The organism is Alphaproteobacteria bacterium (genome assembly GCA_016722515.1).
Classification (GTDB): Bacteria; Pseudomonadota; Alphaproteobacteria; order Rickettsiales; family JADKJE01; genus JADKJE01.
In genome coordinates this window covers 390528-404545 of the sequence record JADKJE010000002.1, presented here as the reverse complement: position 1 = coordinate 404545, position 14018 = coordinate 390528, and the positions used below count along the sequence as shown (strand labels likewise).

General features: G+C 42.0%; 10 protein-coding genes and 2 pseudogenes. 5 read left to right on the top strand and 7 right to left on the bottom strand.

Annotation, left to right across the window (positions count from 1 at the left end):
- Window position 1 precedes the first annotated feature (1 nt).
- From IPP74_06580 to parE, 4 genes and pseudogenes are all read left to right on the top strand, one after another.
- Entirely contained in the window at window positions 2-757 is a 756-nt protein-coding gene (locus IPP74_06580) for a uroporphyrinogen-III synthase (protein ID MBL0318936.1), read from the top strand.
- Entirely contained in the window at window positions 747-1661 is a 915-nt protein-coding gene (locus tag IPP74_06575) for a hypothetical protein (GenBank protein ID MBL0318935.1), read from the top strand. The genes IPP74_06580 and IPP74_06575 overlap by 11 nt, the downstream gene beginning before the upstream one ends.
- Window positions 1658-3013 carry a hypothetical protein gene (locus IPP74_06570; protein ID MBL0318934.1) on the top strand — a complete coding sequence of 452 codons (1356 nt, stop codon included), beginning with the start codon at window positions 1658-1660 and terminating at the stop codon, window positions 3011-3013. The genes IPP74_06575 and IPP74_06570 overlap by 4 nt, the downstream gene beginning before the upstream one ends.
- A 39-nt stretch (window positions 3014-3052) precedes the next feature.
- Window positions 3053-5049, top strand: a pseudogene (gene parE / locus IPP74_06565) (DNA topoisomerase IV subunit B).
- Window positions 5050-5164: 115 nt separating this feature from the next.
- Here parE and IPP74_06560 read toward each other — a convergent pair.
- The 6 genes from IPP74_06560 to IPP74_06535 form a co-directional block, all read right to left on the bottom strand.
- Window positions 5165-5470 carry a hemagglutinin repeat-containing protein gene (locus tag IPP74_06560; GenBank protein ID MBL0318933.1) on the bottom strand — a complete coding sequence of 102 codons (306 nt, stop codon included), beginning with the start codon at window positions 5468-5470 and terminating at the stop codon, window positions 5165-5167.
- A gap of 472 nt (window positions 5471-5942) precedes the next feature.
- Window positions 5943-6383 carry a hypothetical protein gene (locus IPP74_06555; GenBank protein ID MBL0318932.1) on the bottom strand — a complete coding sequence of 147 codons (441 nt, stop codon included), beginning with the start codon at window positions 6381-6383 and terminating at the stop codon, window positions 5943-5945.
- A gap of 170 nt (window positions 6384-6553) precedes the next feature.
- Complete coding sequence (locus tag IPP74_06550) at window positions 6554-7936, bottom strand: hypothetical protein (protein ID MBL0318931.1); 1383 nt, start codon at window positions 7934-7936, stop codon at window positions 6554-6556.
- An 11-nt stretch (window positions 7937-7947) separates the two neighbouring features.
- Window positions 7948-8358, bottom strand: coding sequence for a hypothetical protein (locus IPP74_06545; GenBank protein ID MBL0318930.1), 411 nt, complete (start codon window positions 8356-8358; stop codon window positions 7948-7950).
- 391 nt (window positions 8359-8749) lie between these two features.
- Window positions 8750-9160, bottom strand: coding sequence for a hypothetical protein (locus IPP74_06540; GenBank protein MBL0318929.1), 411 nt, complete (start codon window positions 9158-9160; stop codon window positions 8750-8752).
- 44 nt (window positions 9161-9204) lie between these two features.
- Entirely contained in the window at window positions 9205-9723 is a 519-nt protein-coding gene (locus IPP74_06535) for a CdiI family contact-dependent growth inhibition immunity protein (protein MBL0318928.1), read from the bottom strand.
- 388 nt (window positions 9724-10111) lie between these two features.
- Here IPP74_06535 and IPP74_06530 point away from each other — a divergent pair.
- A pseudogene (locus IPP74_06530) lies at window positions 10112-11290 on the top strand (IS1380 family transposase).
- Between the two features lie 525 nt (window positions 11291-11815).
- Here the strand turns inward: IPP74_06530 and IPP74_06525 are convergent.
- On the bottom strand, window positions 11816-13942 hold the full coding sequence (locus IPP74_06525; GenBank protein MBL0318927.1) for a DUF637 domain-containing protein: 2127 nt from the start codon (window positions 13940-13942) through the stop codon (window positions 11816-11818).
- Window positions 13943-14018: the final 76 nt, after the last annotated feature.

The window sequence follows — 14018 nt, the reverse complement described above, 5'->3', positions numbered from 1 at the left end:
TATGGACATTATCATCACCCGCTCTGTTGCCGATGCCCAGGAAACCAAAACCAGTTTTTCTATACCTGGATTATCCCCCAGAATCATTCCTTTTATTGAACTAACCTCCCTTACCGATGGCATTAAAAGGGCCCAGGAATTAATCCAACACTCTTCCTATAGCCTTTTATTCACCAGCACTCACGCCGCACGATTATGCCATTCCCTGCTAAGTCCTGGCTTAACTACCCCTTGTTATTGTTCTGGTGATAAGGCGGCCCTCTTCTTAACAGGCCTGGGATATTCTGATGTTCATTCTGCCCACAAAGACAGCCTTGCCCTGGTGGAATACATGATAAAGCATGCGATAACTTATGCAGGCACGGAAAAATTGCTTTATTTATGCGCCAGGGACGTTTCCCATGATATTGTTTCCCTGCTTGGCGACCAAGGTTTTAACGTATCATCCGTTGCCCTTTATGAAACGACACACAAAAACTATTTATCGCCACAAGAATTAGCATACCTCACATCGCCATGTTCAAAAATAATTCTTTTCTATTCTGCCTCTGCTGCTACGGCTTTTGTCGAAATAGTGAATCATTATCACTTAAAAACAGCTTTACACACCCTAACAGCAGTAACGATAAGTGATATTGTCGGCAATATCTTGAAATCAATTCCCTTTAGCGATATCCTCATCGCAGATTTACCCAATGAGGAATCCTTATTGCGGACAGTAACCTTATTTTTAAACAAGAACCAGCGTGACACATAACGACACACAGACACCTGCCCCATCATTGAATACATTCACGCGCAAACTTGGATGGACGTGGATTGTGCTGCTGTTATTGCTGGGTGGGACGGTTCTCCTTGCGGCGGGTTATTATGTATTCAAATCGCAACATCTGGCACCGACGGCAACCAATCTAAACGTTTCATTTAAATCCTCTCCCCCTTCTCAAACAAACCCAGCAATGAGTCAGCAATCTAATGGCTCACCATCCATGACGCCTTCGACATCGGCTCTTGCTCACATAAAGCCACAAAGCGACCAACCACAGCTGCCCCAACAAGCGCCGGCACCTTCAGCGATTCCAGCCGCCGATCACGATGTCATTAAGCTCCTCGATATTTCCCACGAACTTCGCCAAGCCTTGTTTACCTGCCATGATTTTGATGTTATCACCCATGATATTTCAGAATTTATTGATTCACGTCGCCCTTTGCCTGAAGCCATTAATCAAAATCTACGTCAGGTGCTGACCACTATTAATTCGCAGACCCTTCGCTGTTACCCCGATGCTACTCAGGGTTTCCAGCGCATGCTTCCTCACCTTATTTCGATCTATTGGCAACATCAAAAACCGACTAGTTTCATCGATCGCCTCCGTAAATGGGCGGCTCCTTTCATGACAATTCGTTCAATCCAGCCTGATAACCAATCGGCTTTCGAACACTCTATTTCACTAACGGAGAAAAGCCTGACTCAATTTGACGAGTCTCATGCGATTTTCCTCTTGGAAACGATGGATAATGATGCCCATTTAAAACCGGCGATAAGTGCCTATCTCTCTGAGCTACGGGGCTTACAGCTCCTTGTCTCTGCCGTTAATACGATGGATCAAACCATTACCCTTAATCTTCCTGCTATTACCGAACATAAGGAAAAACCATGAGATTTTTATTATGGCTGATTCTGTTTATAGCACTTTTCGTTGGCGCAGGTTTATGGCTTACCCAGCATGATGCTTATATCTCCCTAACCTGGGGTGACTATATTATTCAAACTAAACGCAGTGTTTTCCTGACATTATGCGCTGTGCTCTTTGTTCTCTTTTGGACATGCGCCTCTTCGATTCACTGGTTTGTGGGCCTGCCCGGAAGAATTAAACGCTACTTCAAGCGCAAGCGCGAGCTCGATAGCTGGAAGCATCTTGCCCTTGGCCTTTCTTCCTTGGCCGGAGGAAATATACCCAACGCTACTAAACATGCTAAATACGCAAAACGTTCGGCTAACTCTGACACCCAGCCCCACGTTGCACTACTGCAGATGCAAATTGCTGCCAAGACCAATCAATTTAAGGAATTGAAAAACCTTAGCAATGCTGCCCTGATAAATCCACAAACCGAAGCCCATACATTAAAATTGCTTTTTGACGCTGCCGAATATGAACGCGATACCATGAAAGCGCTGACCTTATTAGAAACCGCTTACACTAAGTATCCCGATCAAGCCTGGGTTTTATTGCCTTTGCTCACGTTTTACCATCAACAAAAAAATTGGGTAAAAGCAAAAATCGTTCTTCATTCTCTCAAAAAACAAAAGCTAATCTCATCGGCGTTGTGTGATCGTTACCATGCCATTTACGCTATCGAAGAAGCACGCTTTCTGATACGCCAAGGTAACTATAAAGCAGCACTGCATTTAGCAAAACATGCCTATAAACTTGCCAAAGATTTTATCCCCACCATCGAAACATTAGCGCTAACCATGAGCAAATGTGGCGATAATAAAGATGCTCTCCACCTCATACGCAAACACTGGGTAAAAACACCGCATCCTGTATTGGGGGAACTCTATAGACGCATTGCTTTATTGCCTTCTCATTTATCGTTATCCATGCTGGCAGAATCACTGTGGAAAGCCAATCCCAATCATCCAGAAAGTGCGGCCGTCTATGCTCAATTAATGGTTGAGAACAAACAATATGCGAAAGCCAAAGAGAAACTTGTCGAAGCGATCAGAATTTCCCAAAAGCGCAAATTATTTGAAGGATTAGCCAAAGTAGAATCTCAACTTGGAAGCTCTGCCGATACCATTAATGCACTACTTAGGCAGGCACTGCAAGCCCCCGGCGAGCCTTCATGGATTTGTCATGATTGCAGCCACGTAATGCCCGAATGGAACGCCTCATGCGAGCATTGCCATCATTTTGACACGCTTGCCTGGGATAGGGTAAAAATTGCGTCCCTGGTTGGAAATCCTAGGATTTACGAGGACTTCAAGGCTATCAATCTCGATCAATAATCTTGCCTTTCCAAGCAAGGCTGGCTATACTGAGTGGCTATGAAAGATTTATTCACGACTCCCCAGCCCGCTGCAATTGCCGCAAAAGAAACATACACCGCCCAAGACATTGAAGTCTTAGAGGGCTTGGAGCCTGTCAGACGCAGGCCAGGCATGTATATTGGTGGTACCGATGAAAACGCACTGCACCATTTGATCGCAGAAGTGCTTGATAATGCCATGGATGAAGCCGTTGCTGGCCATGCCAGCCGCATTGAAATTGAAATGACTGCCGATGGTTTTGTTACCATTCGTGATAATGGCCGTGGCATTCCCGTAGATCCCCATCCGAAATTCCCTGAACAATCGGCCTTAGAAGTGATTCTGACAACCCTCCACTCGGGTGGTAAGTTCAGTAACAAAGCCTATCAGACTTCAGGAGGATTGCATGGGGTGGGCTTGTCGGTTGTCAATGCTCTGGCTGATCTTTTGGAAGTAGAGGTTGTGCGTGACCGCACAATCTGGCAGCAAACCTATTCGCGTGGGGCAGCACAAGGCAAACTTAAAAATGTAGGCACCATCAACAATCGCCGTGGCACTTCGATCCGCTTTCACCCTGATCCTGAAATTTTTGGTGACCAGCTTCGCTTTAAGCCCAAAAAAGTATTTCAGATGGCGAAATCGAAGGCTTATCTGTTCCGCGGTGTTGAAATTCGCTGGGAATGCGATCCTTCACTTTTAACCGGAAAAGACAAAGATGACATTCCAACAACTGCCGTTATCCATTTTCCTGGTGGTCTGGAAGATTTTTTATTAAGTAATCTAGCTGAAATCGCAACCGTGACGGACGATCCTTTTGTGGGATTAATCGAGTTTCCTGACGGCGCTGGCAAGGTTGAATGGGCTATCCATTGGTGTGACGGTGTGGATGGATCCACTCACTCCTACTGTAATACGATTCCTACGCCGCAAGGCGGAACCCATGAATCAGGCCTTCGCTCTGCGCTTCTTAAAAGTATTCGCGCTTATGGTGAAATGACCAATTCCAAAAAGGCAGCATTGATTAGCGGCGAAGATATTTTTCAAGGGTGTCAGGTTATTTTATCAGTATTCATCCGCGACCCTCAATTTCAGGGACAAACCAAGGAAAAACTTGTTACTGCATCGGCCAGCAAACTGGTAGAAAATGCGTTGCGTGATCAATTTGACCATTGGTTAAGTGGCAATACGCAAGCTGGCACCGAATTGCTTGAGTATTTTATAAGCCAGGCTGAAGAGCGCTTAAACAGAAAGAAAAAAGACGTCAGCCGTAAGGCGATTACCAAACACTGCGTCTCCCCGGAAAATTGGCTGATTGCAGCCGTGAAATCCCCCTGGGTACCGAACTCTTTATCGTAGAAGGCGACTCCGCTGGCGGCTCAGCTAAACAAGCACGTAATCGTGAAACACAGGCCATTCTTCCTATCCGCGGCAAAATCCTGAATGTTGCCAGCGCCTCCCTGGATAAAATTCAAGCTAACCAGGAATTGGCCGATATTGAACTGGCCCTTGGCTGTGGCACAGGAGACAGTTATAATGACTCCGAACTTCGTTATGAAAAAATCATTATCATGACTGATGCGGATGTAGATGGCGCCCATATTGCCACGCTGTTGATGACTTATTTCTTTTTAGAAATGCCTGAACTCATACGGCGCGGCCATTTATTTTTGGCACAACCGCCTCTTTATCGCCTGGTGCATAATCAACAAAGTTATTACGCCCAAAGCGATGCGCATAAAGATAAAATCATGAAAGATTTAGCCAAAAAACGTGGTAATGTTGAAATCAGCCGCTTTAAAGGCTTGGGTGAAATGACTCCACCACAGCTCAAAGAAACCACCATGAATATTAAAACACGCAACTTGTGGAAAGTCGAACTCTGCGATTATGATCCGCAGGTTGATGCTGACCAGGTTAACACACTCATGGGCAAGAAGCCGGAACTTCGTTTCCAGTTTATCCAGGAACAAGCCATCTCCAAGGGAGCCCGACTGGTTGAGGACATGGACGTATAGTTGGATTCTCTTTCATACAGTCTGGACGGGAAGAAAACGATGAATGTGGCGTAATAACAACATAGAGAATAATGTTTTAAACTTTTCTTTCATCATATGCTCTAATAAAATGCTCTCAATACACGCTGGAGGCAATTTCAAAGGATTTTTTAATCCCCTGCAACAGTATAATTTTCTCCCTACTTCTAACTGGTACAACAATTGGGAGCACCTCAATTAAACCAGCCGCATCAAGGTCAATATCATGCCCCGCAGTAAGCGCACTGCCGCTAAGGGTTATATTGCCACTGCCATCGGTGCTTATATTGGGTGATAAGGCACTTAGGATGAGGTCGTTTCCTGCCGTGATGCTCGAACCGATGCGCTCGATGGAATCACTGGTAGGCGTGCTCTTGTGATACCGACCTTCCGTATGGCGCACAAGGTCTGAGGTGCCGATGGTGATGTCGCCTTCGGTGGAGGTTAAACGTATCTTGTTTGTCTGTGGCTACCATTATTTTGAATTTTCTTACCTATTACTTTATATCTAAAGGTTTATACAAAAATTCTATCCCTAAAATTTCATCTTCATTATTAATATCAAAGAGAACTTCGGTTGGTATAGCATAGTCATAATGGCAATCACTTAGCTTATTCATAAGTATCATATTGTTGTTTTTTTAAAGGAAGAAGAAAAAACCCTTCAAATCTTCTCTGATTTTATCAAAACTTAATATATACAGACCTGGATCTGTATTATAATTGAGCTCAAATCCATAATTCTTTTTGTTTGTTTATATATAAAGTCCCATATTGATCTGGATCTGTATTATTTAAATCATAATATTTCTTCTCACTTTCTGAGTACAGCCTAAAATAAGCGACTCCTATTAATGTATCTATCGTCCATTTCACTAGAAAATCTCCTGATAATTGTCAATATTTAAGCTGCCACGCTTCATAACTGTTTTAATTGTTTTTGCTGCTGGATCTATAGCAACACCACTTAGCTTTGAATTACCCACACAACCTGGAACAAGTTTAGCCTCAATCCATGCAACTATTGAATTATTGGCAGGATCCAAATACTGTGTACCATTGTCAATGACATACATCGCTTGATCTTTTGTCAAGCTTCTCCTTAACAGTCGTTGCTCAGCATGCGCACCAGTCTGCCAAATAACTTCATTTGAAGAAATTTTGCTAACATTTTTTGCGGCAGCATCAGTTGCAACAGTTTTCCCTCCATTGTTAACAAACTTAGCAACAAACTTAGCCGTAACCGAATCACTACCGAGCCAAGCAGCGAACGCTTCACCCGCTTGTGTAGCCTTATAGACCTTGCCAGCTACCATGAATCCTTTGACTAGTACGCCCCAACCATGTACATACCGAGTTCTACTCCGGCGGCTTTTAAAGCTCCTAAGGCACCGTTTGTCTTATAGCCATCATAAACAGTGTACGCTGATAATGCAACCAATCCGACTCCAACCAACAATTGGGAGCACGTCAGACAATCCGTGGTTCAGTTTCTGGGAAGCACGTCAGCATCGACAAACAACGTGATAAATTTCTCTTCGTGTAAACTTATCGGCCTTTTGGAAAATAGCTCACATAATTCTCTATTTGCTACTTTGGCGATGCGCTTTGTGAACATAAAAGCAAGTGTATCATACTCAATAACTTTATTTTCATACAAAGCAAGAATATATCCACTCCATATCAAATGAGCCATTACAGAAGGAGCAGGGAGCTCCAATTGTTTATATGCCCTATTCTCTAAAGTTTCTTTGTCATATATCTTTTTACAATTGGATGAAATTAATATCAAATCTAAAACATTTTCATCATTATCAGAGGGAAAATTATTTGAGTGATTACCGTTATTTAATTCTCGTGTTAACTGCATGAGTTCATCATATCTCTCTGCAGAAGGTTGAGTGTTTGAAACTAAAAAAATGAGTTCTGGATACCCTATATTATAAAGACAACGCGATACTCTGAAATATGCATTTTCATCTATTTTTCCTATTTCCAATAGTCCAACTAAATATCCTCTTAATATCAATGTCTTTGGAACAAAATAATCCTTGTTAGGATCAGCATATTCTGTAACAAGCTGTTTAATAATTGCCTCATATGAATTATCACTTTGATCTATCGCAATTGAAGGATACCAATTTATATAATATCCCCGATCCGTTGCACTCCAGCCCGGTTGGCAGCAGTCTAATGAGTTCCCTTCTGTACTTTGTAGGAAGCCTTCCCTAGAATCCGTGCCTTCTTCTAAAGATACTTCTTGAGTCGAAGCATTGGTGATGTCGGATATTTCCAACACGATACCGCCATATAATTTAAATAACAAATGATTTCCAACAGGCGTAAGACAACCAAGTATGTCTATATATGTTTCGTAACTGATGTAGCCACCGTGAATTAGTGCTGTTAAATATCCTTTCCATAACAAAACTAAAGCATCAGTTGCCCCTCTCCAACTAAGATGGGAAAGCACCGTTTTCTTTAGAGCGGATAATTTCAATTGCTGAAAATCTTCTAACGGATTTTTAAAGGATAGGTTTTTCTCCGAAGCATAGTCTAGATTATCTAATTTATTAAAAAATTGCTTGCAGTCAAACATTCTATTATTTTGTTCTGCAAGTTCTTTTAATTCTCGTTCAACCTCTGGATAGATCAAGTCTGAGAAATCAATCTCATATAGTTCCTTAAAACCGATGTCTGGAAACATTTTAAGTACGTCAAGATAGAAATTCTTTAAAGACCAGTCATATAATCCATATAAATAACCTTTCCACATTAAAACATTATGCTCCGTGACTCCATCGTGGCGAAGGCTTTTTAGAATATTATTTATAATATCCTCGTCTGAAATACTTATCTTTGAATTCATTTGTCTTGCTTTTAAAATTGATGATTTATCGTTCCTTCAGAAGTAATTATGATAATTGATTTGACTCTTGATCCCCCGCCAGAACCAGGTATACGATTTATTAAATTATCAACCACCTCTTTAGTAACTTGAGGCTGATTCTTTGCGTCAATGATTACGTTACCTGATTGCTTGCTAGCATCGATTATTGTTCTCTTCACTGCCTCACTTATATTGTTTGTAGTCAAATTTGATATTGTTTTTAATTCATAATCGACGCCATCTATAATAGAATCTGCAGTTTGATGAGCATTTGTTCGTGGTATGATCTCAACTGTTTTTCCTTCTAGGAGTAGCTCATCAATAATAACATTCCCCGATTGTTTAGAAGCATCTGTTATGTGCTCGATAACTTTTACTTCAAGATTGCTTCCGACGACCATAGTTGTTAAACTTTTCTTTCATCATATGCTCTAATAGAATGCTCTCAATACACGCTGGAGGCAATTTCAAAGGATTTTTCCATCCCCTGCAACAGTATAATTTTCTCCCTACTTCTAACTGGTACAACAATTGGGAGCACCTCAACTCCCATTGGATATTTTACCTAGAATGCCAACTCCTTCTGTGTCTGTGTTTTCTCCTATATCCAAAGGATTGGTTGACCACGCTGAAGCTATTTTAATGACATCTTCTTCATCTGAAATTTATAATCACTTTCCGCGTCGAATATCACATCCAATTCTTTTTCTTGGGAGGTTATTGCTCCTTTTTTCATAAAATATTTCTCCATCACCATAAGCAAACGCCCTTTTATCTTTCCATCTTCAATCATTATCCATGAGTGATATTCACATACACGATGCGTACAGAAATAATAAAGTTAGGCATTTTTTGGGCTAAAGACGTCAAAGAATGTAAAAAAATCTTATTATTTTCCTTATCAGTTGAAAAGCTACCTATGCCAAATCCGATAACAAAATTCCAGCCTTTGATCAAAGGTGTAACAAAAACATGATTATCCTTTCTATCATTATAAATATGATTTAGCCCGGATTGCCAATTGGCTTTTACTGGTTGAGACAAATGAAGCACTTTAATAATTTCATCTAAGGACTTGCTTGGTATCGCAAGCCAGGCAGTCTTATATCCAAATCCTTGTGGAAAATCTGGCTCTGATGATATTTCACTATAATCAGATTTCTGCTTAAACCACCTTGGAATAGAATTTAATAGTCTTATCATAATGATATACTTATCTATGTTTTTACGTATTTTGTATTTTATGGTTATTCAATCTCTTTTGGCAAACATCTGCTTAAGGCTAATTTTAATCCTGCTCCAATCTCTGCTGGGGTGCTAGTATCTGGAAGATAAATATAATCTGATTTTTGAATGCCTTCACCGCTAAATAAATTACCGTTACGCTCTCTACGGCTAGGACTTATTTCTATCATTCCACTTTTCATAACAATATCACAACTCTTCATTTTTCTAAACATTGCCGCCCTCGTTTTATAACCAAAACGTTGCATAAGCCCCACTATCCATTTCTGTGCGCGTATTTTAGCAGCCTCAGTATCCCATAACTCGGGGTCTGCTTTACGATTAACTACCCGACTATAAGACAATGCACCTAAGATAGCCTGGCCTAACTCCTCTTCACTAGCATCAGGTAATAAGATATATTCTTTCCCCCGAAAATCCCCCATTATTAGCCCCATTCCTGAATAAGTCTTAATAGAACAAAATCTCTCATTGGCATACACACAGGCATTTTTTTCATTTGGATCATGTAGGAGTGTCATTCCCTTACCTTATTTTGGTTACAATCACATTAACATTCATTTGTTTCCCGTAGTCAATCGCGTTTTCTATCTGCTGCCATTGTGCGCCAGTTGTATCATAAGGTACGGCTAACTGGATGTCACGAGAAGTAATTCTAGTTGCGCTAAGTATACCTTCAATTCCAGGAATCTTTGCTTTCTGGAAATTAGCCGTCTTATCAATATACCCCACCAGGGTATTATAAACAGCGTTTGGGTTTTCAAGCCTATTGAGCGTTAGTGTATCGAGTGTTTTAGCACTGGTTGCTAACCCGGATATTTCATGAAGGCATGAAGTAATAGGTTGGCAGAACCGCCTTTATCTTATATATTACAGTTGCTTAAAACCAATTATAAGTGGATTCCGCCAATGACAATATGTACCAGTAATTCGCCATTATTTCCAGGTTTAAAACGTCGTAGATTGAAGATTGATTTTTCAGGCGGTCACGTAAGCAGCGATGGTGGAGTTTTGCTTATACGTGAGATAGACCGTCGTCTTGGATTTAACCGATCGTATTGCCGGTTCGATGCCTGATTTGCGTGATCAAAGTAAGGTTACCCATAGTATTCTTAGTATGCTTCGGCAACGAATTTATGGTATTGCGTGTGGTTATGAGGATGGGAATGATCACGCTACCCTTCGGCATGATATAGCGTTTCAAACGGCAGTTGATGAGAATAGTTTATTGGCAAGTCCACCAACGTTGAATCGTTTTGAGCACACAGCTGACCGTCAATTTGCCATAACGGCACATCGAGCCATAGTTGAAACCTTCATCGCTTCGTTTTCAACACCGCCCCAGGAGTTAATCCTTGATTTTGATGCCACCGATACGCTTGTACACGGCGATCAGGTGGGAAAGTATTTCCACGGTTATTATGGGAATCACTGCTTCCTACCGTTATATGTGTTTTGCGGAAAACAGCTCTTAGTCAGTTATTTGCGTCGCTCAAACATTGATGGAGCCAAGCACAGCTGGGCTATCTTATCCTTGTTGGTAAAGCAATTTCGCAAAGTTTGGCCTGGGGTGAGAATTATTTTTCGTAGTGACAGTGGTTTTTGTCGTCACCGGATGTTGGATTGGTGTGACCGTCATCATGTTGATTATATCGTTGGCATTGCACGGAATAAAACATTGGAGGGAAAGCTAAGGCCAACGATGTGTGTTGCGGCAGAGGCTTACCGCAATAGCGGGCAAAAGCAGCGCATTTTTTCCCTTTTTCCTATCAAGCTGGTAGTTGGAGGCATTCAAAGAAAGTCATAGGCAAGGCTGAATACAACCGCGATCAACCGAATCCTCGCTTTATCGTCACCAGCCTCGAGGGTGATTCCAGGACGCTGTAAGATGAAATCTATTGTGCACGAGGCGAAATGGAAAACCGTATCAAAGAGCAGCAATTGGATTTATTTGCAGGCCGTACCTCTTGCCATGAATGGTGGCCAAACCAGATGCGGCAGATTTTTTGTATTTACTTTCGTATGGCTTCCCATTATCCCCATCAACATCTTTTCCGCCTCATTGCAAAACGCCTGGCAACAGAATAATCGAACATGCCTGTGCTCCCCCCGGCACTTGCAAATAATGGGGGTATGGGGGACGTGTGTCCAAAATCTAGAAATCATCCTAAAAAATCCCTTTCGTTGACTGCTTAATAATAAAAAGTAACCACTCGACAGAATTAATCAGAAATGGACTGCTTCATGAAATATCCGGGCTAGGCAGCGAGTGCAGGAGAATTTTTTAGACTATTAACTCACTTCCAATTATCCCGGCATTATGCTAAAAAATAACAAACCCAATATCAAGTAAAGCGTCATAGAAAAATATATAATCGCCCTATATCTTTCTTTCTTGTTAAAGATAACCCAACCAAATGCAATCAAAACAAAGGCAGGCGCAAAGAAGACTGCCTGTTCACACCGAAGAGAATGCCGGAAACTTGAGCATAGAAAATTTGAATGGCTATACATTATAAATTCAAAATATTTCATGGAAGTATATGCTATTACCACCAATATGGTTATAGTAATAACAATAAATATTGCGTTATTATTCATTTCATTTAAACCCTAGAAAAAAAGCTTCACCCCTTGGATCCACCAAGAAGATCTTTCGTCATGTGTAGTGGTATCATTTAATCCATTTCCATAATCAATATAAGGTTTGACATCATAATTTTTATGAGAACCATTACTTGTTATAAGCGGATTGCTCATTAATTCTGGATAGATAATCCCCATAATCTTCGGATTATAGAAGTTATATGTTCCCTCATTAACCGAATTCGTGACTATGTTTCCTTTAGAATCAACAACTACCTCATATCCGAGTGTCGGATCTAAGTACTTTACGTTATTACCCAACTGGTCTTCCATAATTTTTCCAGTGGATGGATCAATAACAAAATTGTGCCAAACCGATTGATAGTCAGGCATTAGTACAAATTTTTCTGGATGTTCCAAATAGTATTGATTGCCTTCCTCAGTTAACTGCTGTCTTAAATCATAATGAATTTTTAAGAATTCGGTGCAATTGCCTGTGTTCATGCAGATTTCATATTGTTGTTTAAAATATGCATCCCTTGGATCGCTAATTTTTTGATAGCTCTCCTGAACCTTATCTTTGCACGCATTATTATCGCCACAAGCTTTTAATTTATTGATTAAATCACCCTTCTCATCCGGCAACAAATAATTATAATTAATCGCCTGCGCAGCCGTCGTGTTGACCGTTTGAATAGCTCCGGCACCCATGCCCAGGCCAAATGCAGCGCCTACCGCTAAAGATTGCCCTAACGTTGCACTACCTGTTTGACTCAGGCCGGCACCAAAGGCCAATTCTGCTGTACCCTCGCTCACAACTGCTCCAAATGCGCCCGCTCCACAATTACCGGATAATGCTAACCCGGCTCCACAACCAATAATCCCATGCGCTACTATATGTGTCAATGGGTCTATCATGTCTTGGTGATACAACCCACCTACATATTCCGTTGCCTCTTGTCCCGCTGTGTTTGCCAAGCCGACCAGAATCGAATGATCGATACCGTTAAACAAACCATCCCCATTCACTATGTTGCCAACCGTATTACTGACTACAGCGTTGGTAAGATTATAACCAGCCTTTTGGGCAACGCTTGAGGTTCCTGCTGCAATATTAAAATTGAATGCGTTGTCAATACCCGCACTGACACCAGCACTCACCACACTGATTGCCAGTTGTTTTAAATTAGCTGACGATCCCATATCTTCCAGTGCACCCAGGATATTGCCTTGATTGTTGATCAACGCAATGCTTGCTTGTGTGACCAATGTACTGAACGCAGCATTGGCCATAAAGGCTGATGCCGATCCTTCTGCTGCACCGACTATGGGAGCGCCCATACCACCTGTTGCTGCGGCTACAGCAATGGCAATGACAGCCGCAGCAGGCGCTGAAAGGCCGGTGGTTTTGTGGTACCATTCCTGATACACAGGATCGACCTTTTCCCAGCCTACATTATTTTGTTGTTGGAGTTGCCCCAGCCACTCCAAGCCGGGTTGTTGTTTGAGACGGTCAATGGATTGGCTGAGATTTTCTCCCTCCTGGCCTTCATATTGGACCGCAAACGACGTGGCATTGAGGTTCACTGTATTGGCTTGCAGTTTGGTTTGCTTAACCGTCTCAATATGATGGCCTTGATTCACCATGGTGGTCATAATGCCGTTATCTTTGCTGGACTGGATGCTTAAGTAATCCACATCTTTGGCCGCACCAAATAACAATGTATTGGCGTTGAGGTTAATGGCATCCGACGCTGTCAGGTTACTGCTTTGAATAAACATGCTATCGCCCGCTGTTGCGTTGATGCTGTGGCCTGCCGTTAAAACGGAAGGCTTATTGGTCAGAAGCTCCCTTTCTGCACGGATAGACGAGCCACCCATAAAACCGCCACCGCCACTTTTGCCTTGATAGAGACTATGATAATAATCAGCAGCAGAGACAATGTTAACGTTATTGGCCGCATCAAGATCAAGATCATGCCCCGCAGTAAGCGCACTGCCGCTAAGGGTTATATTGCCACTGCCATCGGTGCTTACATTGGGTGATAGGGCACTTAGGATGAGGTCGTTTCCTGCCGTGATGCTCGAACCGATGCGCTCGATGGAATCACTGGTTGACGTGCTCTTGTGATACCGACCTTCCGTATGGCGCACAAGGTCGGCGGTGCCGATGGTGATGTCGCCTTCGGTGGAGGTTAAACGTATCTTGTTTGTCTTTTCCTACCATTAT

Excerpts from the sequence above, each read along its gene's own strand:
- IPP74_06580 (MBL0318936.1), top strand. The coding sequence starts at position 2 with ATGGACATTATCATCACCCGCTCTGTTGCCGATGCCCAGGAAACCAAA.
- IPP74_06570 (MBL0318934.1), top strand. The coding sequence starts at position 1,658 with ATGAGATTTTTATTATGGCTGATTCTGTTTATAGCACTTTTCGTTGGC.
- IPP74_06555 (MBL0318932.1), bottom strand. The coding sequence starts at position 6,383 with ATGGTAGCTGGCAAGGTCTATAAGGCTACACAAGCGGGTGAAGCGTTC.
- IPP74_06550 (MBL0318931.1), bottom strand. The coding sequence starts at position 7,936 with ATGAATTCAAAGATAAGTATTTCAGACGAGGATATTATAAATAATATT.
- IPP74_06545 (MBL0318930.1), bottom strand. The coding sequence starts at position 8,358 with ATGGTCGTCGGAAGCAATCTTGAAGTAAAAGTTATCGAGCACATAACA.
- IPP74_06540 (MBL0318929.1), bottom strand. The coding sequence starts at position 9,160 with ATGATAAGACTATTAAATTCTATTCCAAGGTGGTTTAAGCAGAAATCT.
- IPP74_06535 (MBL0318928.1), bottom strand. The coding sequence starts at position 9,723 with ATGACACTCCTACATGATCCAAATGAAAAAAATGCCTGTGTGTATGCC.